We start from the raw sequence: 25,786 nt of genomic DNA, 5'->3' as shown, positions 1-25,786 counted from the left end.
AGGTGTGCGTCGGCCGTGCCCAGCCGGAAACCGATTCGGGCTGACACGGTATGATTAAATATAGTAAAAATATTGTATATCGAATACAGCCGTCGTCAGGGCCTGTGCGCCGCTGTCAATTAGGGAGTGTGGATAGTAAGGAACAATGGCCGTTATGCCGAGCGTAGCGAAGCATCTCGCGTGCTGACGTCAGGTTACTACTTAGGCGTCAGCACGCGAGATGCTTCGGCTACGCTCGGCATGACGTTCTTTTCGGTTACTGCCCACATTCCCTAAGTGCCAATAAAATAGCCCGGCAATACTATCGCCGGGCTATAAATACAACCGTCAAACAAGGTCAGCTTACTTCAGCTGCATATCCTCAATAATGAGGTTGATGTAGTCGCCGAGCTTCTGGTTGACCTGGTCGAAGTCGACGGCGGACTTGAGCGGGTTGCGGACGCTGAAGTAGAACTTGATTTTGGGCTCGGTGCCCGAGGGGCGGGCCGACACCTTGCTGCCGTCGGCGAGAATGAACTGGAGCACGTTGGAGCTTTCCAGGCCGGTAGGCGTTTCCTGGCCGGTTTGCAGGTTGCGGATCCAGCCAGTCTGGTAATCGCGCAGCTCCACCACGGGCTGGCTGGCAATGGTTTTGGGCGGGTTGGCGCGCAGGTGGCGCATCATCTCCTGGATTTCCTCGGCCCCGCGCTGGCCTTTCTTGGTGAGCGAAATCAGGTCTTCCTTGTAGAGCCCGTGCTCGGTGTACATCTGCACCATGGCCTCGTAGAGCGACTGCCCCCGGTCCTTGGCCACGGCGGCCATCTCGGCGATGATGGCGCAGGCCGAAACCGAGTCCTTGTCGCGCACGAAGTCGCCGATCATGTAGCCGTAGCTTTCCTCGCCGCCGCCGATGTAGTTCTCGCGGCCTTCCAGGTCGCGGATGATGCCGGCAATGTACTTGAAGCCGGTCAGGGTCTGGTAGGCCTTCACCCCGTAGTGGCGGGCAATGTCGCCGAGCACGTCGCTGGTCACGATGGTGTAGACGATGTAGTCCTGGGCCGTCATCTTCCCGGCTTCCTTGCGGGCTGAGAGCAGATACTGGGTGAGCAGAGCGGCGGTTTGGTTGCCGTTCAGCAGCACCCATTCGCCGGCCGTATTTTTTACGCCGATGCCGATGCGGTCCGCATCCGGGTCGGTAGCCAGCACCAGGTCAGCGTCGAGCTGCTGGGCCTGGTCCAGGGCCATCTGCATGGCTACTTTCTCCTCGGGGTTCGGCGACAGCACGGTAGGAAAGTCGCCGTCGGGCGTCGCCTGGGCTGCCACGATGCTCACGTTGGTGAAGCCGAAGTTAGCCAGCACCTTGGGCACCAGCGTGATGCCGGTGCCGTGCAGCGGGGTGTACACGATTTTCAGGTCATGCTGGCGCTGGATGGCGGCAGGGTTGATGCTGAGCTTCTGCACTTCGGCCAGATAGGCCGCGTCCAGCTCCTGGCCCAGCGGGTGAATGCGCGACTCGTCGGCCTGGAACTTCACCTCGTCGGGGCTGCGGATGGCGGCTACCTCGGCGATGATGTTCCGGTCGTGGGGCGCTACCACCTGCGAGCCGTCTTCCCAGTACACCTTGTAGCCGTTGTATTCCTTGGGGTTGTGCGAGGCCGTAATCACGCAGCCGCTCTGGCAGCCCAGGTGACGGATGGCGAAGGACAGCTCCGGCGTGGGGCGCAGGTCCTCGAACAGGTAGGCCGTGATGCCGTTGGCCGAGAAGATGCCGGCCGCAATGCGGGCAAACTCGCGGCTGTTGTTGCGCGAGTCGTAGGCCAGGGCCACCTTGATTTCCTGGTTGGGGAAGCTCTTGAGCAGGTAGTTGCTCAGGCCCTGGGTGGCCATGCCCAGCGTATAGCGGTTCATGCGGTTGGAGCCCGCGCCCATAATGCCGCGCAGCCCGCCGGTCCCGAACTCCAGGTCGCGGTAGAACGCGTCGCTCAGCGCCTCGTCCTGGTCGGAGTCGAGCAGCTCCTGGATGTGGGCTTTGGTTTCGGCGTCGTAGTTGCCGGTTAGCCAGGTCGTGACTTTTTGGTGGAGGTCGGGAGTGAGGGCCATAGGAGGGGAGGAGGGTGCGGAAGGCTATTGACGGCCCAAAGGAAAGGAAGTTGTGAAAAATATCCGCCGCGCCGGCCGCTATTCCTGAAAAAGAACCCGCCCCGGATGTCATTTACCCCCGGATTGTTCCGGTTTCACATCAACATGTGAGCGGTAAGCCCGAAAATGTGATTGACGCACTGTGCTTTTTTCGCGCACTTACAGCCGCTAACGGCTCCGGCTCCGGCTTTCGGATCAGCTGGTTAGCATCGGCCTGTTCACCCAACTGCTTTTGCCATGAACCTTGCGCATCGTACCGTCAATCTGCTGCTGATTCTGATCTTGCTGCTGGCCTTTCTGCTGGCGGCGGGCGCCGCGCTGGCGCAGAAACCCGTGAAAACCGACGTCTCAGCCTACTTCGACCGGATTCCGGTGCCGCCTACGGCCTTCACTGCCGCACTCAGGCGCCCAGCGGGCTTTGCCGAGCTCGACAAGCAGCTCCAGCCGCTCTCCCTCGGCACCGGCCCGGGCCGAAACGCCGGGCAAACCCGCGACGCGAAGGCGCAACAGGCTTCCGGGCAGCAGGCCGCTGACGCCGGCCTGGACCAGATGACGGAACAGCAGCAGCTGGCTTACCTGCAGCAACAAGGCGCGTCGATGCCGGGCTACAATGCCCAGGCGGTGAAGCTGGCCCAGCAGATGGAGGATCCGGCCGTGCAGGCGAAGCTGGACCAGATGAGCGACGCCGAGAAAACCCGGTTTATGCAGGCCCAGCTGGCGCCCGCCGGTTCCGCGTCGTCGCAGATGATGGCCGATCCGGGCTTCCAGGCCGCGCAGGCCGAGTTCATGCAGCAGATGGAGAATGCTACGTTTAGCACGGCCTGGGAAAAGAAATCGGAAACGGAGCAGAATGCCTATATGGCCCGGCTGATGCGCAAGCACGGCATGAATGAGGCGAAGATGAAAACCATGGCCGGTCCGCCGCACCCCCCCCAATCTGCGCCGCTGGTTACTACGGCGGTCATGGAGGCGTTCAGGACTATGACCGAAGCCGCGACGACGGAGATGAGCACCGCGCCCTTCATGCGCCTGCGGACCCAGCTGCAGCAGAACCTGGAGGCCGTGCTGGCGGAACAGCAGACCCGGCGGGCCCCCCAGGCCCGGGAGGGTGACTGCCGCGGCCAGCAGCAGCAGTACGACCAGGACCGGCAGTACCTGAAGCGCCGCATGGACGTGATGACGAAGTCTCTGACCCAGCTTACTGCGACCTGGACCGCCCAGAAAACCCAGCTCAAAGCCCGGGCCCTGCCCTTTCAGACCGAGCTGGCCAAAATCCACTACGGCGACGACATCCAGCGCCCCGAGGAAAAGCCGCTGCTGAGCGTGCTGGCCGGAGGACAGCAGCTGATCCTTAGCCAGGTGCAGCTGCTGGCGTCCTCCTCCAGCGCCATCTACGACCTGAACAAGCAGTATGGCGAGCTGAAAGGGCTGTACGAAAAACCCTTCCAGTGCGAGCAGGTCGTCTGCTTCCCGGCCTCCGCCCAGGTGGCGCTGCCCAACGGCCGGCCGGTCGCCATCCAGACCCTCCGTGCCGGCGACGTGGTGCTGGGCTATGATGCGGCGACCGGCCAGCTGGTGCCCACTCGCGTGTTGCGCCTCGACGTGCACCGGGAGCAGGTCTATCCGCTGGTGCAGCTTACCATCGGCCCGCCCGCCGTCTACGCGGGGCTGCAGTCCGTAGCTGCGTATTCGTCGAAGCCGGCGGCGGAGCTGGTGCTGACGCCCAACCATCCCCTTATCCTGGACGACGGCCAGCTCCGGCGCGCCGACCAGCTTCTCCCGTCCGATGAAGTGGTGCAGCTCGGCTTCGGGGGCGTGGAAACCAACAGCCTCACCGCCCGGCAGCCGGCCGGAGCTGCCGCGGTCGTGTTCAACCTGCGCACCGAAACCGGCAACTACTTCGTGACGGGCATTCTGGTCGGCTCCAAATAAGCTGCCTGCGGTCAGTGCTGAAAACGAAAAAGCCGCCCCGGCATTCAGCGGGGCGGCTTTTTCTTATGTTTAAGGGCCAGCTGAATCAGCGGGCTGGCAAGGGGCTAGAGGTTGCCGCGCAGGGCCTGCTCCCGCTCGATGCTCTCGAACAGGGCCTTGAAATTGCCTTTGCCGAAGCTCTTGGCGCCCTTACGCTGGATGATTTCGAAGAATACGGTGGGCCGGTCTTCCACGGGCTTGGTGAAAATCTGGAGCAGGTAGCCTTCCTCGTCGCGGTCGACCAGCAGGTTCAGGGCTTGCAACGACTCCAGATCCTCGTCGATGGCGCCGATGCGTCCCAACAGGTCTTCGTAGTAGGTGCCGGGTACCGAGAGGAACTCCACGCCGCGGCGGCGCAGCTCCTTGACGGTGGTGCGAATGTCGTTGGTGGCAATGGCAATGTGCTGCACGCCGGGCGAGTGGTAGAAGTCGAGGTACTCCTCAATCTGCGACTTCTTCTTGCCCTCGGCCGGCTCGTTGATGGGGAATTTCACGTAGCCGTTGCCGTTGCTCACCACTTTCGACATCAGAGCCGAGTACTCGGTGCTGATGTCCTCGTCGTCGAAGGTGAGCAGCAGCTTGAAGCCCATCACGTCCTCGTAGAACTTCACCCACGTGTTCATCTCGCCCCAGCCCACGTTGCCCACGCAGTGGTCGACGTGCAGCAGGCCCACCGGCGCCGCCTGCGGCACCAGGCTCGATTTGGCCACGAAGCCGGGCATGAAGGCCCCGCCATAGTTGGTGCGCTCCACGAAGGTGTGAATGGTTTCGCCGTAGGTGTAAATACCCGACAGCGTGACGCGGCCAAACTCATCTTCAATAGTGTAGGGCTCGAAAGCCGAGCGAGCCCCGCGGCTGGTGGTTTCCTCCCACGACTTGCGGGCATCGTCGACCCACAGCGCCATCACCTTCACGCCGTCGCCGTGCCGGGCCACGTGCCTGGTGATGTCGGAATCGGGCAGCAGGGACGTGGTGAGCACGAAGCGGATTTTGCCCTGCTGCAGCACGTACGACGCCCGGTCGCGCAGGCCGGTTTCGGGGCCGGCATAGGCCACCAGCTCGAAGCCGAACGCGGCCTGGTAGAAGTAGGCCGACTGCTTGGCGTTGCCGACGTAAAACTCCACGTAGTCGGTGCCTTTCAGGGGCAGAAAATCGTGGGCGGGGTGGGCCTGTACCTCGGGCGAAGTCATTGTTTGCATGGCGAAAGAGCTGGGAACGGGTGGAAATGGGGTTGTGCGGGTAAAAATACGGGTTTACGCTAAATCGGTCCCCGGCCGGGCTGACGAAGCTGATTGTTGGGCCGGGCGTAGTTGTTTGTGGGCGGCAGTTTCGTACAATTGCAGAATCCTACGCACCTTTGCGCCCTAACCATTTGCACCCCGTGGCTATGAATAAAGAGGACCTCAACCGTGCCCTCGTTGCGCTGATCGAAAAGAAGCAGGAACTGCATAAGCTATCCTACGACGATACCCGCTACGACGACGTGGAGGAAGAGCTGCACGAGCTGGAAGACGACTTCAACGAGGAGTACGGCGCGTACCTGGAGGAGATGCTGGAAAAAGTCCACGAGAAGCTCTGCCCCGACACCGACGTGCTGCTGCCCACGGCTTACCTGCCCAACGATATCGGCGGCGACACCGGCTACCTGCCCTCCCATAAGGAAGGCGTCTGGGTCGACTCCGACGAATTTCCCGGTAAGGAAGCCCGTCTCGTGCTGGTGCCCAACCCCACGCGCCTGATTCTGTCGGTCGGCAAAACTGTCCGCAAGGAAGTGTGGAAAGCGTAATGGGGAATTCTGAATGTTGAATTCTGAATTCTTAATTGGCCGTTCAATGATCCTGTCCAGGAGATGTTGAACGGCCAATTCAGAATTTGCTCTTAGCCTATTAAAGGTCCAAGCCGGAGTCGTTGAACGGCCAATTCATAATTCAGAATTCAACATTCAGAATTCCTAAAAGATATGATCTACCGTATTGCTGACCTGGTTGATTGGGAAGTGGCCCAGCAAACCGGGTTCTTCGCCAGCGCCGACCTGATGGCCGAAGGCTTTATGCACGCCTCCGAATTATATCAGGTGCTCGCTACTGCCAACCGCTATTATGCCGGCCGCGCCGATATCGTGCTGCTGGAGCTGGATGAGTCGGAGCTGTGGATGGCTGCCGTGCCCGTGCAGCGCGAATACGCCGAAGCCCGCGACGATTATTTTCCTCACCTGTTCGCGCCTGTTCCGCTGGCCGCAGTAGTACGCGCTTTACCCTTCCGGCCGGCCGCCGGTGGCGGGCACACGCTGCCTGCTGAGCTGGAAGACCTTGGCTGATGCACCCGAAAAGGCCCCGTAGCGGTCCGGATGCAACCTTTTGGCTGGTAGGGGCCCCTGAGAGAGGTAAGACTTGCTCCTGAATAAAAAAATGCCCCAAAATTGCCCGGCAGGACGTTCTCTATTTGCCTGTTTTCTTATTCGGGAACAAGTCTATAAGCTAAGCAGGGCATTATGAAAACGGGCTTCTTTATGCGTTGCGCAGGTGGGTGCCTGCTGACCCTGGGACTCTACCTGAGTGGTTGCGCCCCCTCATATTATCTGACGGTGAAGCCCAGCGAAGCGGTAGGCGCCGACAAGTATTCGAATGGCCACGAAACCCTGGTTGCGGACCTCGACAGCGTGGAAATGCGGCTGAGCTTTTCCCATCAGCGCGATAAAACCCTGTTTTTTGAGGCGGAAGTCCGCAACGGATCCGACCAGCCGGTACTCATTGATCCGGCCCGGTTTTATTACGAGCCCGGCATAACCCAGGCGGTGGCTTCCACCACTGGTGCCGGCTACTTTCCGGCCCGCGTCCCGGCCATCGATCCGGAGCAACAGCTACAGCTGCTTTCTACCCGGCTCACCACCGAAGACCGCAAGGCCACCGGCATGAGTGGCTGGGAGTGGCTGACCATAATCGGTAACGTGACCGAAGACGCCACGGCCAGGAAGCGCAAGGAAACCGATCAGGAGCGTGCCGGGCGCAAAGATCAATACCATAGCAGCCTGCAGAGTTTCGACGTGGCCCGGGAGGAGCACGGTGAAAAGGCCTATTATACTTCCGTGGAAATGGAGCTGTGGCAGCGCAGGATGCTCTACAAATACCCGCTCCAGCCTGGTGAACTGCTCCGCGGCTACGTCGTTTTCCCAATCGTGGAGCAAACGGCGCAGCTGCGGGTCACAATGCCCATCGGCCCGCATCACTTTACCTTCGATTTCGATCAGCAGCGGCTGAAGTATTGAGGCTGTATGCCGGGAAGGCATCTGCTGTGGGAGCAGTCTTTTAACTATTATTGCCCCTGACCACGCCTGGCTCACCAGTGCGGGATTTCCAGCCTTCGGCCACCTGAGCGGTTCTCCCTTTCCCATTGTCAGTCCCTTATCACCGGCTTATGAACAAAGCTCATCTGCTTGCACTGCTGGCCGGGTTAGGGCTGCCCGCCTGTGCGCCCACGCTGTACCTGTCGATGAAGCCCGAAACGGGGAGCAAGGTGTGGCACGATGGACACGAACGGGCCACCGCCGCGCAGGACAGCGTGGTGGTAAGCGTCGGGTTTGTGCGCTACGAGCCCACTGCTCTGATCTTCGACGTAGAGGTGCGGAACCAGTCAACGCGGCCAATTCTGGTGGCCCCCGAGCAGTTCACGTATTCTCCGGTTGCCACTACCTTGCACTCCTACGAAAAGCACCTGGCTCATTTCGAGGGGAGCATAAAAGCTATTAACCCGGAGCAGAAGCTCGACGGACTAACGGCCGCCGTGGCGTATAACGTCAGCGAATCGCAGCGGGCTATGCTGCTGGCTCCGGTCGATTATGCGCAACAGCACCGCATAGAATATAGCGCGGCGGTCCTGCAGGCGCAAACTCAGAAAAAGGAAGTCGAAGCGCACCTGCTGCGCAAAAACACCCTGGCCCCGGGGCAGGGCATCAGGGGCTACGTGTATTTCCCGCGTACCGATGGGGCGGATGTGCTGCGCCTGGAGCTGCCGTTACGGGCCAATCCTGTGGTTATCCCGTATAAGCAGCTCCGCAGTCCGCAGCGAGTGTATTGAGCTTTGCCGCGTAAGCACCTGACCACTTCCTTACAGCTGAACGGTCCCTTCTGATAGTTCAGGAGGGACCGTTCGGCTGTAATAGCGGTTTGGCGAACGGTGTAAGTCCCGGTCCGGCGGCTTTTTCAGCCGTTGGGCCGGTTTCCGTTTGCTGACGCTGTTTAGGCGGCCTGGCGCAAGCGACGACCGGCCCGACGGCTGGTAGCCGCCGGACCGGCAGCCACACCGTTCGCGAAACCGCTGTATTAAGGAAGTTGAGCAGGCGTTACATGAACTCGGCGAGCTCCAGCCACCGCTCGCCTTTAGCATCCAGGGCGGCATCGGTGCGCTTCAGCTCGGCGGCCCAGTCGGCCAGCTCTTTATGGGAGCCGGTGCCGGCGTTGAGCTTTGCGATGAGCTGCAGTTTGAGCTCCTCCAGCTGCTCCAGCTCTTTTTCCAGGGTTTCGTACTCCTTTTTCTCGGCGAAAGAGGCTTTGCGCTTGGGGGCAGTAGCCGATGCTGCCGGCAGAGCTACCGGAGCGGCCGAAGGAGCCACCCCGGCGGCGGCTTTAGCGGTCTGGGCCTTTTCGCGGGCATACTCGGCCGAGTTGTTTTCCTTCTGCCACTCGCGGTAGTCGGTGTAGTTGCCGGGGAACTGCCGGATCTGCCCACCGGGCTCGAGCACGAATACGTGCTCGACCAGCGCGTCCATGAAGTAGCGGTCGTGGGACACGATGAGCAGGCAGCCGCTGAAATTGAGCAGGAAGTCCTCCAGAATATTCAGCGTGATGATGTCCAGGTCGTTGGTGGGCTCATCGAGAATCAGGAAGTTCGGATTCTTGATCAGCACGCGCAGCAGCTGCAGCCGGCGCTTTTCGCCCCCGCTGAGCTTGCTCACCATGGTGTACTGCTGGGCCGGCGGAAACTGGAAGTGCTGCAGAAACTGCGAGGCCGTCACTACTTCGCCGTTAGCCATTTCTACTACTTCGGCCACTTCCTTCACGATGTCAATCACGCGCTGGCTCTCGTCGAATTCCAGCTCGGTCTGGGTGTAGTAGCCGAATACGGTGGTCTGACCCGCATCCACTACGCCCGAGTCGGGCTGGAGCTTGCCGGTGAGCATGTTCATCAGCGTCGACTTACCCGCCCCGTTGGGTCCGATCAGGCCGATGCGGTCTTTCTTCTTGAACACGTAGCTGAAGTCGTCCAGCACCACGTTGTCGCCGAACTGCTTGCGCAGGTGCTCCACTTCGATAATCTTACCGCCCTGCCGGGTCGTCTTCACCGATAGCTCCAGCTGGGGGCCGCTGATTTTGGTCTTGGCCTTTTCCTGGGTTTCGTAGAAGGCGTCGATGCGGGCTTTCTGCTTGGTGCCCCGGGCCTGAGGCTGACGGCGCATCCAGTCGAGCTCCTTGCGGAGCAGGTTGCGGGCTTTTTCCACTTCGGCCACCTCAATCTGCTCCCGCTCGGCTTTTTTCTCCACGAAGTAGGAGTAGTTGCCCTGGTAGCGGTGCACCTTGCCCTGGTCCATCTCCACGATTTCGTTGGCCACCTTATCCAGGAAGTACCGGTCGTGGGTCACCATCAGCAGGGTGAGGGAAGGGGACGCCAGCCGGCTTTCCAGCCACTCAATGGTGTCGAGGTCCAGATGGTTGGTGGGCTCATCCAGAATCAGGACTTCGGGTTCTTCAATCAGAACGCGGGCCAGGGCCACGCGCTTGCGCTGCCCGCCCGAGAGCATGCTCACCTTGCGTTCCAGCAGCTCGCCCAGAATGCCCAGGCGGCCCAGAATCTGCTTCACCTGCGCCTCGTAGTCCCAGGCGTTCAGGGCATCCATCAGCTCCATCACCCGCTGCAAATCGTCGGACTTGTGGTTGGGGTCGTTCACCACGTGCTCGTAGTCGCGGATGGCGGCCAGCGTGGCGTTCTGGCTGGCGAAGATGGTTTCTTCCACCGTCAGGTTCTCGTCGAACAGCGGCTGCTGCCCCAGGAAGGCCACCCGAATGCCCTTGCGTACGCTCACCGAGCCGGTATCGGGCTGCTCCAGGCCCGCCAGGATGCGCAGTAACGTGGTTTTGCCGGTGCCATTAATCCCGACCAGCGCCACGCGCTGCCCTAAGTTCAGACCAAAGCCCAACTCGCGGAACAGCCAGCGGTCGGCGTAATTTTTTGAGAGGTTTTCTCCGGAAAGCAGATTCATGGGGCAAAGATAGACCACGGATTCCGCCGGATTTTTCGGATTGGTCGGATTTTGTGGCCGATTCCCTAAATAGCCCGCTCACCCGCTCTGTGGGCAGCGCTTATTAAGAGTAGGAGGAAGAAGGCCGGATGCCCGGCATTCGGCCCATCCGCGCCAGCGGCCATCCGCCCCGGAGGCCCGTCCGCGCCAGCTACAAAATCCGACCAATCCGAAAAATCCGGACGAATCCGTGGTTCAGATAACCCGTACCCGGTCTACGTTGCGGTCGTCGCGTAGAATTTCGAGGCCTTTGTAGGCCAGCGGGCGGCCGGTGTTGGTCGTCAGCTCGCCGCCGGCCCCGTGCTGGTGGGCCACGTCGAGCACCAGCTGGGTGTATTTACGCTCGCCGAGCTCAATGGCTACCGGGCGGCCCCGGCCGGAATCGAAGGCGACGAGGGCGCGGTCCATTTCTTCCAGAATTTTACTCATCGGTGGGGGAAGAGAGTATTGAAGGGGTGTAATATAGAATTTTGCGGAAATAGTCCGCCGGGAATACCGTTTATTTTGCCGGCCGGAGCGCCTTCAAAAAAGCCCTTACCTTCGTTGGGTATGGCACCTTCTTTTTCCTCTGACCTTACCAGCCGCCCAATCGGCGTATTCGATAGCGGCATCGGTGGCCTTACCGTGGCCCGGGCCGTGAGCCGCGTGCTGCCCCACGAGCAGCTCGTCTACTTCGGCGACACGGCGCACCTGCCCTACGGCGACAAATCCACGGCTGCCATTCAGGCCTACAGCGTCAAAATCTGCGACCTGCTGCTGCGCCGGCACTGCAAAGTGATCCTGATTGCCTGCAACTCCGCTTCGGCGGCGGCTTACGAGCTGGTGCGCGAGTACGTCGGCTCCAAAGCCCGGGTCCTCAATGTTATCGACCCCATCGTCGCCCACATCGGCGAAACCTACGCCAACCGTACCGTGGGCCTGATTGGCACCAAGCAAACCGTGAACTCCAACGTTTATAAAAAGAAGGTCGACGACCTCGATGCAGGAGTGGAGCTACAGTCGTTGGCCACGCCGCTGCTGGCCCCGATGGTGGAAGAAGGCTTTTTCAACAACAGCATCAGCGAAAATGTCATCCGCACGTATCTGTCTAACCCCGTACTGGCAGGCATTGAGGCGCTGGTGCTGGCCTGCACGCATTACCCGCTGATTCAGGACCAGATCAAAGCTTACTACCAGGAGCAGGTGGCGGTGCTGGATGCTTCCGACGTAGTGGCCCGCCACGTGAAAAGCTACCTCGAAGAAAATAGCCTGGCGGCTAAGGCCAGCCCTGCGCCACCCCGCCACCAGTTTTATGTTTCTGATTTCACCCGCTCTTTTGAGGAAAGTACCCGCATTTTCTTCGGCCAGGAAGTACACCTGGAGCATTATCCGCTCTGGGAGTAATCTGGTTCGGGTGCGCCGGAAAACCTTATCTTTCCTGCCGTTCCGCCCGGAAAGGGTAGTTCCCGTAATCCTGTCGACCACTCTGCCCACCGGCCATGAATAAGAACTATTACCTGCTCGGCGAATGGCGCCGTAATGTGCTGCTGGCTGCTGCCGCGGCCAGTCTGGGGCTCACCGTGCCGGCCTGCTCCTCTGATTCGGGCGGCGCCGGGGAGCAGGCCGCTGATCAGGAGTGGACCAGCGGCAACGGCGAAAGCTACTCGCAGGGCGTGATTACGGAGATGACCGAAGACAAGGCCGGGCAGTGGAAGATTACCGCCGAACGACCGGCGGGCAAGGAAGAGGTGGCCGCTATCCTGCACCACTACGACGGCAAGACCGACACTCTGCAGGGAGCCGCCTTACAGCGCCAGATGCAGGACTACAGTCGCCAGCACTCCGAAAACCGGGTGGGCAGGACCGGCATGATGGATGTGCTGATGTGGAGCAGTATCGGTTATATGGCCGGCCGGTTTCTGATGCCTAACGCGGGCTATTATGCCAACCCGGGGGTTATGCAGCGCACCGGGGCCTGGCGGCAGAATGTCGCTCAGGAGCGTCAGCAGGGGCGGGGCTTCTTTGGGCGGGGCTTCGCCGGCCCCCGCACCACTGGTACGGCGGGTATCCGGCCCAGTACCTCCGTTGCCCGTTCTGCGGTTCGGAGCAGTGCGCCACGGGCTGGCCGCAGCAGCGGTTTTGGCAGCCGTGGCAGTGGCTCCCGCGGTTTTGGCGGCTAAACTGATCTGCTATGACTACTATCCGTTTGCAGCCTCTGAGCGGGGATGTGGGCCCTGCCGTTCGGGCCTTAGGCTGGGAGTGGGCCGTGGAGGAGGCCTGCGAAAATTACGTGGCCCGCGAAGCCGTGCTGTTGCCGGAAGCTGAGGCCGACCGCCTGATGGCCGCTGCCGATACGCTCTACGCTTTATGCGTAGAATCCGTGCCCGACCCGGTGCCCGATGAGTTTTTGCAGCTGCTGGCCATTCCGGCCAATCTCTGGGCGGCCGTGCGTCACTCCTGGAACGACGACCGGCATTGGCATCTGTATGGTCGCTTCGATCTGGCCAGTACCCCGCAAGGGCCCAAGCTGATTGAGTTTAATGCTGATACGGCCACCAGCATTCCCGAAACGGCCGTGGTACAATGGGCCAGCCTGGTCGCTTCCAGCCAGGCCGACGACGACCGGCAGGCCAACGGCTTGTTTGAAGGCCTGGAAGCGCAGCTAAACCAGTGGCGGCTACTCAACCCCGACCTTGATACCAGCCTGCTGCTGGTGTACCTGCCCGATAGTGCCGAGGATGCCGCCAATTGCTCGGTTATTGCCGAGGCTGCCCGCATCAGTGGGTTCACCCGGATATACGCGTGCCCGGTCGATGCCATGCAGGTGTCGGTGACGGGGGAGGACCGGGGCGTGTGGGCTGAGGTAGAAAACGGGCAGTGGCAACGGTTTGCCTTCCTCTTTAAGCTGGTGCCCTGGGAAATTATAGCCGGGGAAGAACCCGAGCTGACCGCCGACCTGACTCAGCTGCAGCTAAGCCGGGACGTTATCATTGCCAATCCGGCTTATGCGTTGATCTTGCAAAGCAAAGGGCTGCTGGCGTGGCTATGGCAGGTATATCCGCATCATCCCTTACTGCTCGAAGCAGCGTTGGAGGATTTAGACGGCCGCTACGTCCGTAAGCCATTGCTTGGCCGCGAAGGCCAGAATATAGTCGAGATAGAAGCCGGGCAAGTGCGCCAGGAGCAGCCCGGCGAGTTTGCTCATCAGCCTCAGGTACGGCAGCGCTGGGTCCAGTTACCTACCGACGTGCAGCACCGCCAGTATCAGGCTGGCGTGTTCTGGGCTGGCAGGGCCTGTGCTATCAGCTTTCGTCGGGCCACGGGGGTGATTACCAATTTGTCGGAGTTTGTACCTCACCTTATAAGCTGATGAACAGCAGTTGCCCGGGGTGGTGCGCGAAGTGCGATGAGCTATGGAGTACATTTTGTGTGTAAGCTGTTTCGTATAAACATTTTGCTAAAATATTACTTCAAATCAAGATAATAGGCTTGTATTATTCTTTTAAAGAATTAAGTTTATACCACCAAGCTACCTCGGCTATCTGCCGGGAGCCAGGAAGCGTCGAATGAAACTATCTCTAAATCAGGGCTGCAAGGTCCTTCGTCTATGGCCACTCCCAGCAAGCCAGTAGTTACGCCCGCTTCACCGCTCCAGCCACTTCTGGTACTGTGGTGGCGGCCCTGGGTGATGGGGTTAGGGTGTCTGCTGATGCTCTTACTAGCCGTTGAAACCAGTAAAGCTCAGCAGAAGCAGCTCCCGGCGCCCGCGGCCCCCGCTAAACGGACACCGGTAAAAAAACTTCCGGTAACTACTGTTCCTGGTAAACCCGCTTCTCCCAAACTCGCTTCTCCGAAGCAACGGGTTGAAACTACCGCCGAAAAAGGGGAGACGTCAACAGTTTCATCAGCGCCGAAGATTGAAAGGGAGTCAGAGGCAGCGCCTTTGCCAGCCAAAAAGCTCGAAGAAGCGCTGCAGCTTTTACTGAAGGCCACCGTCCAGGACTCTGCCAAGCTAAACAGCCAGCGGCGGCGTTTCCGGCCAACCGAAATAGAAGGATTGGTAGTAGATCAGACCATCACCAAGGTTGGTCACGATTTTTATGATGCGTTTTTTGCTTTGTGGGAAGCTCCCGCCGATGCCGGCGACTTCACTGTTACCATTCGGGAAAAGCCTGCCCGGGGTATTAATATCCTGGTATCGGTAGAGGTGAATGACAATGAGCTACTCGAGTTGCCTCTGCAGTCAAAGGCGGAGGTGATTGAGGAAACAGCGGCTTATGCCGTCGGAGTCGCTATCGAATACGTGACGAATTCGCGTAACGTCAGTCAACAGCTGGAAACCGGCGACCAGACGGGCTCCGGTATTTTCTGATTGCGTCCTTCATCTTATCCTAATCATTTTTGGCCATGAATATCTCATTGTTGCCGCGACTACTATCAGCCGCCGCCTTCGGGTTGAGCACGCACCTGGCTGCCGCTCAGGATTTCACTTACGAACCCAAGAATCCGTCGTTTGGCGGAGGAAACACCTTCAACTATTCCTGGCTGCTTAGCTCGGCCCAGGCCCAAAATACTATTGAAGACCCTAACGCCGTCAAACCCACCCCCGGGGGCTTTAATCAGGACCCGCTCAAGCAGTTTGAGCAAAGTCTGAATCAGCAGATCCTGAGTCAGTTATCCAGCAAGCTGATCGGAGACCAGTTCGGCACTGGTGGTCTGAAAGAAGGCGCGTATAAAGTCGGCTCATTCCAGATCCAGGTAACGCCAAATTCCGGGGGCGGCTTTTCCGTTCAGATTACGGACACTTCCACCGGTAATCAGACCACTATCGTTGTGCCCGGCTTTTAAACCTGGTTTTTAGACTTGGCTCCTCACTTCCGTTTACTGTCTACTATGCCGACCTCCCACCGTCGTCTGATCCGCTGGCTATTGCCTTTGATGAGCGTAGTTTTTAACGGCTGCGCTTCTTATTTCCATCAACCCATGGCCACTGAAGGCGCGCGATTGGGCGCCGAAGTCCGGGGCAATGATCTACTGAAAAAGCTTCCGGAGCCCAAGGAAAGGGTGGTGGTAGCGGTCTATAAATTCCGGGACCAGACGGGCCAGTATAAGCCCACGTTGAACGGGGCTAGTTTTTCCACGGCTATAACCCAAGGGGCGACCAGTATTTTGCTGCGGGCCCTGGAGGAGTCTAAGTGGTTCAATCCCATAGAGCGCGAAAACCTGGGAAACCTGCTTAATGAGCGAAAAATCATTCGTTCCAGCCGGGCGGAGTATTCTGAAGCCAATGGCCGGAAGGAGCCGCCCCTACCGCCGCTACTGTTTGCCGGCGTGATTCTGGAAGGAGGCATTATTTCCTACGATGCCAATGTAATAACCGGGGGAGCTGGGTTGCGCTACTTTGGCGCAGGCGCTTCCGGGCAATACCGCCAGGATCGGGTAACTATTTACTTACGGGCTATCAGCACCGGAAGCGGTGAAATCATGAAGACCGTATACACTACTAAAACGATCCTGTCGCAGCAGGTTGACGCCAGCTTATTTCGGTTCGTCAACTTCAAGCGCCTGTTAGAAGCAGAAACAGGCTTTACCTACAATGAGCCATCCGAGATGGCCATAAAAGAGGCTATTGAGAAAGCGGTGGAGGCCTTGATATATGAGGGGATGAAAGAGGGCCTGTGGGCGCCGCGCAATGCCGCAGATCGTAACGGTCTGGCCGTAACTGAATACTATCAGGAAAAACGGGAAAACGAGCAGATTGACGTGTTGGGACGAACCCAGCGGGACCGCCGGGGCCATATTGGTCTCGGTCTGAGCGGGGCATCAATACGCTATTCGGGGGACCTTGCCCGACCTCAGCTACGGGCGGGTGGCGAACTAACCGTACGCTATATAGCCACCCCGAATCATAAACTATCCGCCGCAGTGAATATAGGCCGCTTTGAGCTGGGTGCCGGCGATTTCTACCGGGAAAGCTTCAACTACGCCGAGTTGAGCGGGATATACCGGCTATTCCCGCGGGACCGGTATACTCCTTACCTACTACTGGGTGGAGGGGTTACTTCTCGCGTACAGAGCTTCGTGACCATCAGTGTTCTGCCCCATGCAGTAGCAGGGATAGGATTTGAGGTACTTCCCTCGGATCAGCTGGCCCTGAGCATTGGAGTAGATAACCATTACTACTTATCCGATAATTTAGATCGGGTGAGGCTAGGTAAGTACAACGATAATTACTGGGCTGCCCGGGCCAGTCTGGTTTTCTACTTGAGCCGCCCTCGTGAAGTTATAACGCCGGTAAACAAGTAGGTGCAAGGGGGGGCTCCGCCTGCATTGGGAGCAATCCTGCCTCGCTCTACTACACCGGACTGCCGTAGAATAGAGGGAATCGGGCCCTTGTCCTGCGTGAAACGTATCGGTATCTCCCATCAAAATACGAAATTTGCTAACGCCCGGAGCCTGTTAGGCACTACTGCGTCAAAACGCCGGTGTTTCCAGCTGCCAGCTATAAATAAACCTGATGTGCAGCCCGCCATTACCGGTGCTGGCTCGCGCAAATCGGCCGGTGAATGCCAGAAAAAAAAGTATCCCGCTACCAGCTAAGGTGGTCGGTTGTGGGGCCGGCCACGTTAGCCGCAGCCGGTCTTATACTCCTCGCGCAGTGGTTTGCGAAAAGGAAGTAGGGTGCGGGGCTGGCCCCCGTCCGTCGGAGAACGAATCGCCAGGAGTTCGTTCTCCGACGGACGGGGGCCAGCCCCGCACCCTACGGAGTGCTAGGAGTATAGTCACGTAGCGCACGATAGTGAACAAGGCTAGCAACGACGGGGCTATATGTTGTTGTGATATCGAAACCATAGACCAGGGAGCAAGGCTGAAGCGCAGTACCGCATCACGGCCGGACAACTGCAACGAGTGGGGCTTCGGTCTACATCAGGTAGAAGTTGAGGTGCCAGACAAATCTTTCGCATTAAGACACTGGGTTTGTAATCAGACTGATACAGGATGCGACTGGTGCAAGAGGGGAATAAGACAAACGCTTTTATATAACTAAGCAAATAATAGTTTTAAATTTTTTATCAAATGGCTTTGACTTTTCACTTTACCATCATATATTTGTTTTATTCCTCCGGAGGGAATATTTTTTCATAGCAAAATGCCAAATTAACCCTCACCTCTTCTAGCCCCCTTTCTCCCATGAAAAAACTTTCATTCCTCGCAGCCGCCCTGCTCGTAGCCGGTGCCGCCAATGCTCAGTTTAATACCCAAACCCTCGGCCAGACCGGTAATACTAACGGAGCCACTCAAACTCAGCAAGGTAGCTTTAGCTCAGCTGATGGAATCCAGACCGGTAATAACAACATCTTAAAGCAGACCCAGGCATCAGGAGCTTTCAACGACATGAATTCAACCCAGCTTGGGAATGCCAACAGCACCATTCAGGATCAGAGACAAGGGAATGGTAATATTGCAAACTCAACACAGATAGGTGGTGGGAACGCCTCCAGTCAGTTCCAGCACGCGAAAGATGGCTTCGGTGCAACTAACCAGCGGGCCACGATCGTACAGGTTGGTTCTTTCAACATCGGCTTCCAGGATCAGGGAGGGGTTAACAACGTTGCCAGTATCACTTCCGTTGGGAATCTGAACCAAGCATCTCAGATTCAGGGGGATAACTTTCTGGGTAGCTTCAACTCCTCGGCTACTATCACTCAGATTGGGAACTCCAACTTCGCTTCGCAAAACCAGAAGTTAGATAACCACGTCGCTACAATTGATCAGGTAGGCTCGTCAAACAACGTTGCTATCCAGCAGCAGGATGCCTTTGGCTTCTTCATTACCCCCGGTAACACGGCCTTTATCGATCAGGATAATGCCGGCTCGCACTATGCTCGTCAGCGTCAGACGGGTTCGGGTAACCTCGCTGCCACCTACCAGGGCACCAACAACAACTCAAGTGATGTAACTCAGTTTGGTAACAACAACCAGAGCTTGGTGAAGCAGAACCATCCATAACCGGCTTGCGAGCCTGGTGTGATCTATGCTTAAGGTTATGAATAGCACCCTGCAGACGTATCGTCCGCAGGGTGCTATTTGCCTTTCGAAGGGCTGAAAATATTTATCTGCTTTGTATTATATTATTAATAAATAAACTTATTTTTATAGCAGTGGAAGGCTCGTTCCGGCTGATCCAATGGGTTAGTGATCTTTTCTAACAGTCTCATTCTCACAAACGCCATGAAAAAAATATGCGTGTACTCCCTTACCGTCTTGCTTGGGCTAAGTAGTGCCTACGTCAGCGCACAGACTCAATCCAAGGAACCGAAGGAAGAAATCAGCAAGGAGCAGCGGTTGGTTGAGAGGTTTGGCACGGAACAGCTAAATAGCCTGCCCGAGAGCAGCATCGACCGATCTATTTTAGCTCAGCAGGGTAACAACAACGCGGCCACCATTGACCAGCGCTTATTGGGTATTCAGGGCAATACTGCCGTCGTGCTGCAGTTAGGCAACACGAACGTGGTAAATGCAACTCAAACCGGCGCGGGCAATAGTACGACCGTCAAACAAGTCGGAAATCGTAATCACGTTACCAGCGACATTAATGGCTATGAGACCGAGTCATTCATTCTTCAGGATGGCAGTTATAACAAGATTACCCAGGAGCTTAACGTGGATGAACGGCGGTATAAAGTGCAGCAACAAGGGAATAACAACCAGTTGACCCAACGGGAGAATGGAGCAGCTGCGCCACCGGGTTACGAGATTCATATGAAAGGCAATGGGATCAAGATGACCATAGAACAGGGTAAAGTGGGGCCTTAATCCTCTTATTCTGCTCCTATACTCCGGGGTGGTTCCGGCCACCCGGAGTTTTATACTTTAAGTTTAAAAGCCTATACGTGTTGTTATATTAGGGTAAACTATAATATTTATTAGCTTTAATGCTTGTCTGCTACTATCATGCGTCAGTATCCTGAAAATCGGTGGCCTGCCGGAACAACCGGAGTGCGGGCAATACTTGATGCTCGTCAGCCAGGAGATACCTTAGAGGTAGTAGGGTATACTTCAAATTTCACCAGCCAATCTATGCGTCTGATCTATGAGCTCCGGGTAGAGGAACAGGGTGCCACGGGCACTTCGCTCAATTCGCAGAGGGGGGAGGTTGTAGCCGCTGCTCAACAGGTAACCTCCCTGTCCCAAACCAGAATTAACCTACGCCCGGCCGACCACTGCCAACTAGAGCTGCAACTATTCGATAGGCCGGATAAACTCCTGGTCCCGGACTCATTGCTTATCGGCTCCACCACCCAGTGCTGATATTTCACCCGTGAAGACAGATTCTTTTCCTGCTTTTTCGCCTTCTCCCTTATCCCACCTTATGTTGTTCTCCTTCCGTACAGTAGCCCGTCTGTTGATTTTGCTCCTGAGCCCGGTGCTTTTGGCTTGCGAGAACAATACTGTTGAGCCCGCTTACTACGGCGCATTAGAAGGGGTGGTACTCGACGGCGGCAATAATAATGTGCCGCTAGCTAACGTAGTAATTACCACCAGCCCAGCCACCACCTCCTTTACAACCAATAATCAGGGGAAATTTTCCTTGCCTAACCTTGTGGTAGGTAAATACACGCTTTCGGTTCGAAAAACGGACTACAAGACCGAAAGTGTTAATGTGCAGGTAGATGAGGGGAGAGTAACACCAGTGACAGTGATTTTGGAGAAAGCCAGTGGTACCAACCGCCGTCCCAATGCGCCATCTGAACCTAGTCCGGCCAATGGAGCTACTGACCAGCCGGTACGTCTTACCCTTAAGTGGCGCGTAACGGATCCGGATAAAAACGATTCGTTAAGATCAAGTGTGATTCTCTACGAAAGCAATTCCTTCGATCAACAGCAGGTATTGAATAATTCCCGTGATACTGCAGTTACGGTTGATCTGAAGTACAATAAGCAGTATATCTGGCAGGTAACGGTTTATGACAAGGCTGGGGAGATGGTTCGGGGAGACGTGTGGCGTTTCCAGACGTCTGCCCTGCCTGAAAACCGGTACCTATATGTACGGAATATGGGTGGCAATACTGATATCTACAGTTCCGATAATATCGGCGGCAACCTGATCCGGCTTACTACTTCTGCGTTTGTGGAAACGGCTCCGCAGTTGAGCCCTACCCGCGATAGAGTGGCTTATACTTCTAATGCTACGGGGCGCTATCAGTTGTATACTATGAATCGTGATGGGTCGGACCAGCGTCAAATTTCTCCGGGCATGATTCCCGTGGAGGGCTACGGCAACTATGGGATAGGTTATCACTGGTCCCCGGATGGTTCGCAACTCGTTTATGCCAGTTATGACAAGCTGTGGCGGATCAACCGGGATGGCACCGGCCTGCTACAGATAGCTACTGCCCCGGTAGGCCGCAATTTTCGGGAATGTGACTGGGCCCTCCAGGGGAACCGTATTATTGTTCAGACCGTGGGAGCGAATATCTACGAAGCGGAATTTTATACCATGAGCGCTGACGGGTCCAATCAGGTTAAAGTGGTTGATAACCTGCCAGGCCGTCTCGATTCTCCTTCTTTCAGCATCATCGGTGACCGTATTCTATACAGCCGGGATGTAGACGGGTATGAAAATGCCAATGGCCGACAACTGAACGCCCACATATTTTCCCAGAAGCTTGATGGCAGCGGATTGGTTGATTTGTCGCCCACAAGCATGGGCAGTGTAAACCAGGGAAAGCCGGCTGGAACCAACGACCTTTTTCCGCGCTATTCGCCGGACGGCTCGAAGGTAATTTTCGTTAATATGAACAATGACAACCTGGCACCCCCTGAAATATGGATAATGGACGTGGATGGGAAAAACCGGGCTAAGCTGTTTGCCAATGCTACATTGCCTGATTGGCAATAAAGGTATCGTGAGGCAGGAGGTGAGTAGCGTTAAGGTAAACTGCTGTTGAGGCTGTTTAGGGTTTCGAAAAAGCTGTCATCCTGAGCGGAGCGAAGGACCTTATCACGTCCGTACCACTTGGAATTAGGCCAAAATGAGCAGTCGTAAGAAGGTCCTTCGCAAGCGTACGCCAGATGAAGGATGACAAACGACGAAAAAACCGAAACCCTAAACAGGTTCGTTATGCATTTAGGCGCTCAAGCTGCTGATACATGGCTTTCAGGCCGACGGCGTAGAGTTGGGCCTTGAGGCGAAAGTGGCCCAGACAGCGCCGGAGTTTAAGCGCTGCAAGCTCGGTATAAGCCAGCAGGGCGGCAAAGAAGTGATTAGCTTGGGTAGCGAAGGTTTTGGTCGGCGACTTGCCCATTGACGCATTCTGTTTGAGCGACTTATGGTATTCTTCGACTTTCCACCGTCTCTGGTAAATCGTCGTCATTTGCGCCTGATCCAAGTCCGTGTCGCTGCTGACCAGATACGACACGCCCGCGCTCTGGTCTTCGTGGGGGAAGACTTGCCGACTCACTAGCTGATGTTCCGCGGGGTGAGGTGGGTTGCCGGCTGTTAGAGGTTAGGCGCTGGAAGCCAGAAGCTTAGGAATCAGGCGGTACAAGATGAAGGAACGAAACGGGTGACCGGGTAGGTGCGCCTTACCTGGGCAACCTGCTCTTATGCTGACTTCCCGCTTCCCGCTTCTAACGCCTGGCTCCTCAAACAGGGTTTCAGTAATGCTCCGCGTAACAGCAGCTTCTAACCCGCTTCGTTGATAAAAAAAAGGTGAAGCCAGCACTTAATCAGGTTGAATCCTGTTGGCCGACCGTGTTCAATACTGAAGCTCTTAGCTTGGGCAGCTGTATTCGAGAAGATAAAAAAACACGTGATGTGTAAAAAAACCTACAACTTTGCACTCGAAATAGAATATCTGCCGGGGATTATATTTGCTTTCGTTCAATCAAACATGGATAAAACAATATTATTAGCGGGGAGACTAAATTTTGATACTTGCTTTTATTACTCCTTAAATGGGCCTTTGGCACGGAATATGAGAATAAGTCAGCGTTGCCTGCCCCGACAATGGGCCTAGCTGACTTGAAAAAATTACATAAAACCTGTGAAAATTAGTAATCCATCCCTCTTGCTTTAGCGTAATCACCGTGAGTTTTGACTTATCATCTGAAAGTCAGCTTGCTACTCTTCTTCCTTCGTAACCCTTACTCTCTACATACCATGAAAAACACTTACTCAAGTGCAAAGCCGGGAAACAAGCCGCTCTTTCTGCGGCTGTTGCTCCTGCTGCTTTTGGCGCTGCCAGTTCTTGCACAGGCCCAGTCATTAACCGTCAGTCCCAATACCAATGGTACACCGGATAACTACGGTACTGTACCAGTCGGTCAGGTGTCTTCTCCTTCCAATCAATACACCTTTACCGGTACTGGCCTGACCGGTAATATCTCGGTATCGTTTGCTAATGCACCGTCTTTTGAGGGTAGTCTCACGGCGAATGGTACGTACGGTTCGGCCCTGACTTTACCTGCCGCTGGCGGTACTATATTCGTTCGTTTCCGCCCAACCTTTGTAGGCTCTACGCCAGCAGCGCCAGCAAATGAGTTCATTGCCGCTACCGGTATAGCAGGTCGTAATACATTATCTGCCTTCATCGATGTTATCGGTACTGGTGCTGCCGGAGTCCCGACTATCAACGTTAATCCCGCCTCGCTCAGCTTCGGCGAGCAGGTTGTGAATACGGCTTCGCCTTCACAGCCGGTGACCGTGACCGCTACCTCGCTGACTGCACCTATCGTTGTGATGGCTCCAACGGGCTTTCAGGTAAGCAATGCCGACGTTAATGGTGGTGCTTTCGCCTCTTCTATCAGCATCCTACCAGGAACTGGTACTGTCAATACTACCGTGAATGTCCGGTTCCTGCCTAATGCGACCGGAAACTTTGTGGGCAACGTGACCTTCGAAAGTACGGGCGCCGCCCCGAAAACAGTGGGTGTGTCGGGTACGGGGGTGCTGCCCACGCCGATACTAACGGTTACCCCAACCACGCTGAACTTCCCCTCCACGGCAGTTGGTGCGGGGTCGCCAAGTCAGTCGTTCACCGTTAGCGGCAGCAACCTGCAGGGTAACGTTACGATTACGGCTCCCGCAAACTTTCAGATTAGGACCGGCACGGGCCTGTTCAGCTCGGCACCTATTGTGCTTACTCCTGGTGGGGGCAACTTAGCCACTACTACTATCGACGTGCGGTTTGTGCCAACAACGCCAGGGACTTTCTCCAGTGCGGTAGGGGTTTCCACGCCGAACGGCACGGGGACCGTGAGCAACAACGTGACCGTAACGGGTACTTCAGTAGCAGGCCCTCAGGGTATCACGGTTAATCCTTCCACCATTGATTTTGGAACCGTTACCAGCAGCGGTAGTGCCTCAACCCAGACTTTCGAAGTAGGGGGCACCGGTCTGTCCGCCGACATCGTGCTGACGTCAAGCAGCGCCAACATCCAGTTCCGCAATGCCAGCGCCGGTGGCAGCTTTGTGAGCGGCCCGATTACCCTGACGCAGACGAGTGGTACCGTGGCCCTCCAGGTGATTGAGGTACGACTAGTGGCTACGGTGGCGCCTGGTCCGTTCAGCAACACCATAACGGCATCCAGTACTGGGTCCACTTCGCGGGTAGTTACCGTTACGGCGAACAACGCCAGCGGTGGCACCTCGGATATTTCGGTATCCAATCCCGATGGTAATACCTTTACGTTTGCTACCCGGCCTAACACTGTTTCGGTAGCTCAGCGCTTCCTGGTGGCCGGTACCAACCTGGTACAGGACCTGACGGTAGGGGCAACCGGCCCGAACGCCGGCTTCTTCCAGGTTTCGAAAACCGGCAACACGAATGACTTCTTTTCTACTATTACGTTCCAGCGCGATGCGCAAAACAACGTAGAACAGGTGCCGGTGTTTGTTCGTTTTGTACCCGGTGCTCAGGCCATCACGGTGACCAGCACGGTCCGCAACTCCAGTGCGCCGGCCCCGAACTTCGACGTATCGGTTACCGGTATCAGCGAGCCAACCATCCGGTTGGACCAGGCTATCGGCGGCTTTCCGACCAACACCGTGAAACTTCAGCAATCGGCGCCTGTTACCGTTCTGCTCGAAGGCTTCCTGCTCGATGGGAACGTGGAGCTGCGCTTCCCGGCTGATGCGACGGACCCGGTGCGTAACCCGGCTCAGACGCCCCAGTTTAAGTTTTCCCTCGATGGTGGGGTTACCTACGTAACCTCGGCGACTATCACGCCAGACCCGGCAACGGGTAACTTCTCCACTGCTCTCCAGGTAATCTTTGCGCCGGTGCGCGTGGGCAACGCCAATCAGGAGCTGGAATTCCGTACTTCCAGCCTTTCCGGGGGGAACTTCTTTACCCTGACCAGCCAGTTTGGCCGGGCCACGGGCTTTGGCATCGCCATCGAGCCTACCGCCCAGTCGCAGGCCACGGTGGTACGGACCGGTAATTCGGCTACTATCACCTTCAATCTGACCAATGCCCCGGCAGGTAGCCAATACGGGCAGAACCGGTTGGTTATCGGGAGCAGCACTTTCCTGACTACCCTGCCGCAGAATCTCTTCCCCCAGGACAAGCAGAACTTCAACCCGGGTACTACTACCAACGGAGCCTACAATTTCGGGACGGGCACGGAAATCGGCAGCGGTAACGACACCTACGTAGTGTTCAGCGGCAACAACAACTCCTTCACGGTAACCAACCTGGACCCGGCCAAGAGCTACAAGTTCTTCGGCTTTGAGTTCAACAACGACGGGGTACTGAATGCGGAAAACTATCTGGTGCCGAACATTGAGCCCCAGAGCCCGCTGCCGGTTGAGCTGGTGACGTTCACGGCTAAGCTGCGCAACCGTGCAGTGGTTCTGAACTGGGCTACGGCCAGTGAAACCAACAACCGCGGCTTCGAAGTACAGCGCAGCCAGACCGGTACGGAAGACAGCTTCACGACCATCCTGACGAAAGCCGGCGTGGGCACCACGACCGTGCGGACTAGCTACGAGGCAACCGATGCCCAGCCGCTGGCTGGCCTGTCGTACTACCGCCTGAAGCAGATTGACCTCGACGGCAAGACGACGACGACGCGTCCGGTTGCCATTCGTACTTCGCTCGGCGACGTGAGCCTGTTCCCGAACCCAACCCAGGGCAGCGTAATCATTCAGCTGCCGGAGGGCTCGACCGACAACCTGCTGGTCCGCATCATGGACCTGACGGGCCGTCAGATTCAGACCAGCCGTTTGAACGCCGCCGGTCAGTTGAATACGGATAACCTGAAGAGTGGTACCTACATCGTCATCATCGGCGAAGGTGCCCAGACGGTGACGAAGAAGCTGGTAAAAAACTAAGCTTTCGTCAGTAGCACCGCCCGGAAAAACAAAAGAGGCCTCCCGCTTGCGGGAGGCCTCTTTTGTTTTTCCGGATTTCTATCATC

The 25,786-nt window shown here is 56.9% G+C and carries 20 protein-coding genes and 1 pseudogene; 16 read left to right on the top strand and 5 right to left on the bottom strand.

Annotated features, from left to right (window positions below; genetic code table 11):
- Nucleotides 1-342 precede the first annotated feature (342 nt).
- On the bottom strand, nt 343-2,079 hold the full coding sequence (locus ABD833_RS13835) for a phospho-sugar mutase (RefSeq protein WP_345073770.1): 1,737 nt from the start codon (nt 2,077-2,079) through the stop codon (nt 343-345).
- A gap of 276 nt (nt 2,080-2,355) precedes the next feature.
- Between ABD833_RS13835 and ABD833_RS13830 the strand changes: the two genes are divergently transcribed.
- Nucleotides 2,356-4,050 (top strand): Hint domain-containing protein, encoded by a 1,695-nt coding sequence (locus ABD833_RS13830; RefSeq protein WP_345073769.1) that lies wholly within the window; start codon nt 2,356-2,358, stop codon nt 4,048-4,050.
- Nucleotides 4,051-4,154: 104 nt separating this feature from the next.
- Here ABD833_RS13830 and hppD read toward each other — a convergent pair whose 3' ends face one another.
- Nucleotides 4,155-5,288 (bottom strand): 4-hydroxyphenylpyruvate dioxygenase, encoded by a 1,134-nt coding sequence (gene hppD / locus ABD833_RS13825; RefSeq protein WP_345073767.1) that lies wholly within the window; start codon nt 5,286-5,288, stop codon nt 4,155-4,157.
- 188 nt (nt 5,289-5,476) lie between these two features.
- Between hppD and ABD833_RS13820 the strand changes: the two genes are divergently transcribed.
- The 4 genes from ABD833_RS13820 (at nt 5,477) to ABD833_RS13805 (ending at nt 8,163) form a co-directional block, all read left to right on the top strand.
- Entirely contained in the window at nt 5,477-5,875 is a 399-nt protein-coding gene (locus ABD833_RS13820; protein ID WP_345073765.1) for a hypothetical protein, read from the top strand.
- A 174-nt stretch (nt 5,876-6,049) separates the two neighbouring features.
- Complete coding sequence (locus ABD833_RS13815) at nt 6,050-6,406, top strand: DUF952 domain-containing protein (RefSeq protein ID WP_345073763.1); 357 nt, start codon at nt 6,050-6,052, stop codon at nt 6,404-6,406.
- A gap of 174 nt (nt 6,407-6,580) precedes the next feature.
- Complete coding sequence (locus ABD833_RS13810) at nt 6,581-7,354, top strand: hypothetical protein (protein WP_345073762.1); 774 nt, start codon at nt 6,581-6,583, stop codon at nt 7,352-7,354.
- 149 nt (nt 7,355-7,503) lie between these two features.
- Complete coding sequence (locus ABD833_RS13805; RefSeq protein WP_345073761.1) at nt 7,504-8,163, top strand: hypothetical protein; 660 nt, start codon at nt 7,504-7,506, stop codon at nt 8,161-8,163.
- Nucleotides 8,164-8,428: 265 nt separating this feature from the next.
- On the opposite strand, the gene ABD833_RS13800 is transcribed toward ABD833_RS13805, so the two are convergent.
- Together ABD833_RS13800 and ABD833_RS13795 are read right to left on the bottom strand one after the other, a co-directional pair.
- A complete protein-coding gene (locus ABD833_RS13800) occupies nt 8,429-10,342 on the bottom strand; it encodes an ABC-F family ATP-binding cassette domain-containing protein (protein WP_345073760.1) in 1,914 nt (637 codons plus the stop codon).
- 234 nt (nt 10,343-10,576) lie between these two features.
- Nucleotides 10,577-10,810: a hypothetical protein gene (locus ABD833_RS13795; protein ID WP_345073758.1), complete on the bottom strand. Its 234-nt coding sequence runs from the start codon at nt 10,808-10,810 to the stop codon at nt 10,577-10,579.
- A gap of 120 nt (nt 10,811-10,930) precedes the next feature.
- Between ABD833_RS13795 and murI the strand changes: the two genes are divergently transcribed.
- The 10 genes from murI (at nt 10,931) to ABD833_RS13750 (ending at nt 21,263) form a co-directional block, all read left to right on the top strand.
- The gene (gene murI, locus ABD833_RS13790) at nt 10,931-11,764 is read left to right on the top strand and encodes a glutamate racemase (RefSeq protein WP_345073757.1); all 834 of its coding nucleotides are present in this window, start codon (nt 10,931-10,933) and stop codon (nt 11,762-11,764) included.
- A gap of 95 nt (nt 11,765-11,859) precedes the next feature.
- Complete coding sequence (locus ABD833_RS13785; protein ID WP_345073755.1) at nt 11,860-12,540, top strand: Cj0371 family chemotaxis-regulating polar lipoprotein; 681 nt, start codon at nt 11,860-11,862, stop codon at nt 12,538-12,540.
- Between the two features lie 11 nt (nt 12,541-12,551).
- Nucleotides 12,552-13,730: a glutathionylspermidine synthase family protein gene (locus ABD833_RS13780; protein ID WP_345073753.1), complete on the top strand. Its 1,179-nt coding sequence runs from the start codon at nt 12,552-12,554 to the stop codon at nt 13,728-13,730.
- 339 nt (nt 13,731-14,069) lie between these two features.
- On the top strand, nt 14,070-14,732 hold the full coding sequence (locus tag ABD833_RS13775; protein ID WP_345073752.1) for a CsgE family curli-type amyloid fiber assembly protein: 663 nt from the start codon (nt 14,070-14,072) through the stop codon (nt 14,730-14,732).
- 35 nt (nt 14,733-14,767) lie between these two features.
- Entirely contained in the window at nt 14,768-15,208 is a 441-nt protein-coding gene (locus ABD833_RS13770) for a curli production assembly/transport component CsgF (RefSeq protein ID WP_345073751.1), read from the top strand.
- 45 nt (nt 15,209-15,253) lie between these two features.
- Nucleotides 15,254-16,666, top strand: a complete 1,413-nt coding sequence (locus tag ABD833_RS13765; protein ID WP_345073750.1) for a CsgG/HfaB family protein — start codon at nt 15,254-15,256, stop codon at nt 16,664-16,666.
- Nucleotides 16,667-17,551: 885 nt separating this feature from the next.
- Nucleotides 17,552-18,370 (top strand): hypothetical protein, encoded by an 819-nt coding sequence (locus ABD833_RS13760; RefSeq protein ID WP_345073749.1) that lies wholly within the window; start codon nt 17,552-17,554, stop codon nt 18,368-18,370.
- Between the two features lie 222 nt (nt 18,371-18,592).
- Nucleotides 18,593-19,177, top strand: a complete 585-nt coding sequence (locus ABD833_RS13755; RefSeq protein ID WP_345073748.1) for a hypothetical protein — start codon at nt 18,593-18,595, stop codon at nt 19,175-19,177.
- A 138-nt stretch (nt 19,178-19,315) separates the two neighbouring features.
- The gene (gene csgH / locus ABD833_RS19375; RefSeq protein WP_425553663.1) at nt 19,316-19,672 is read left to right on the top strand and encodes a curli-like amyloid fiber formation chaperone CsgH; all 357 of its coding nucleotides are present in this window, start codon (nt 19,316-19,318) and stop codon (nt 19,670-19,672) included.
- A gap of 61 nt (nt 19,673-19,733) precedes the next feature.
- Nucleotides 19,734-21,263, top strand: a complete 1,530-nt coding sequence (locus ABD833_RS13750) for a carboxypeptidase regulatory-like domain-containing protein (RefSeq protein WP_345073747.1) — start codon at nt 19,734-19,736, stop codon at nt 21,261-21,263.
- 220 nt (nt 21,264-21,483) lie between these two features.
- On the opposite strand, the pseudogene ABD833_RS13745 reads toward ABD833_RS13750, so the two are convergent.
- Nucleotides 21,484-21,828, bottom strand: a pseudogene (locus ABD833_RS13745) (transposase); the annotation flags it as partial.
- A 1,427-nt stretch (nt 21,829-23,255) separates the two neighbouring features.
- Between ABD833_RS13745 and ABD833_RS13740 the strand changes: the two are divergent.
- Nucleotides 23,256-25,700 (top strand): T9SS type A sorting domain-containing protein, encoded by a 2,445-nt coding sequence (locus ABD833_RS13740; RefSeq protein ID WP_345073743.1) that lies wholly within the window; start codon nt 23,256-23,258, stop codon nt 25,698-25,700.
- Nucleotides 25,701-25,786 lie beyond the last annotated feature (86 nt).

The organism is Hymenobacter fastidiosus, from assembly GCF_039539565.1.
GTDB lineage: Bacteria > Bacteroidota > Bacteroidia > Cytophagales > Hymenobacteraceae > Hymenobacter > Hymenobacter fastidiosus.
The sequence above is the reverse complement of the archived record's forward strand: the minus strand, read 5'-3'. Positions and strand labels throughout refer to the sequence as shown.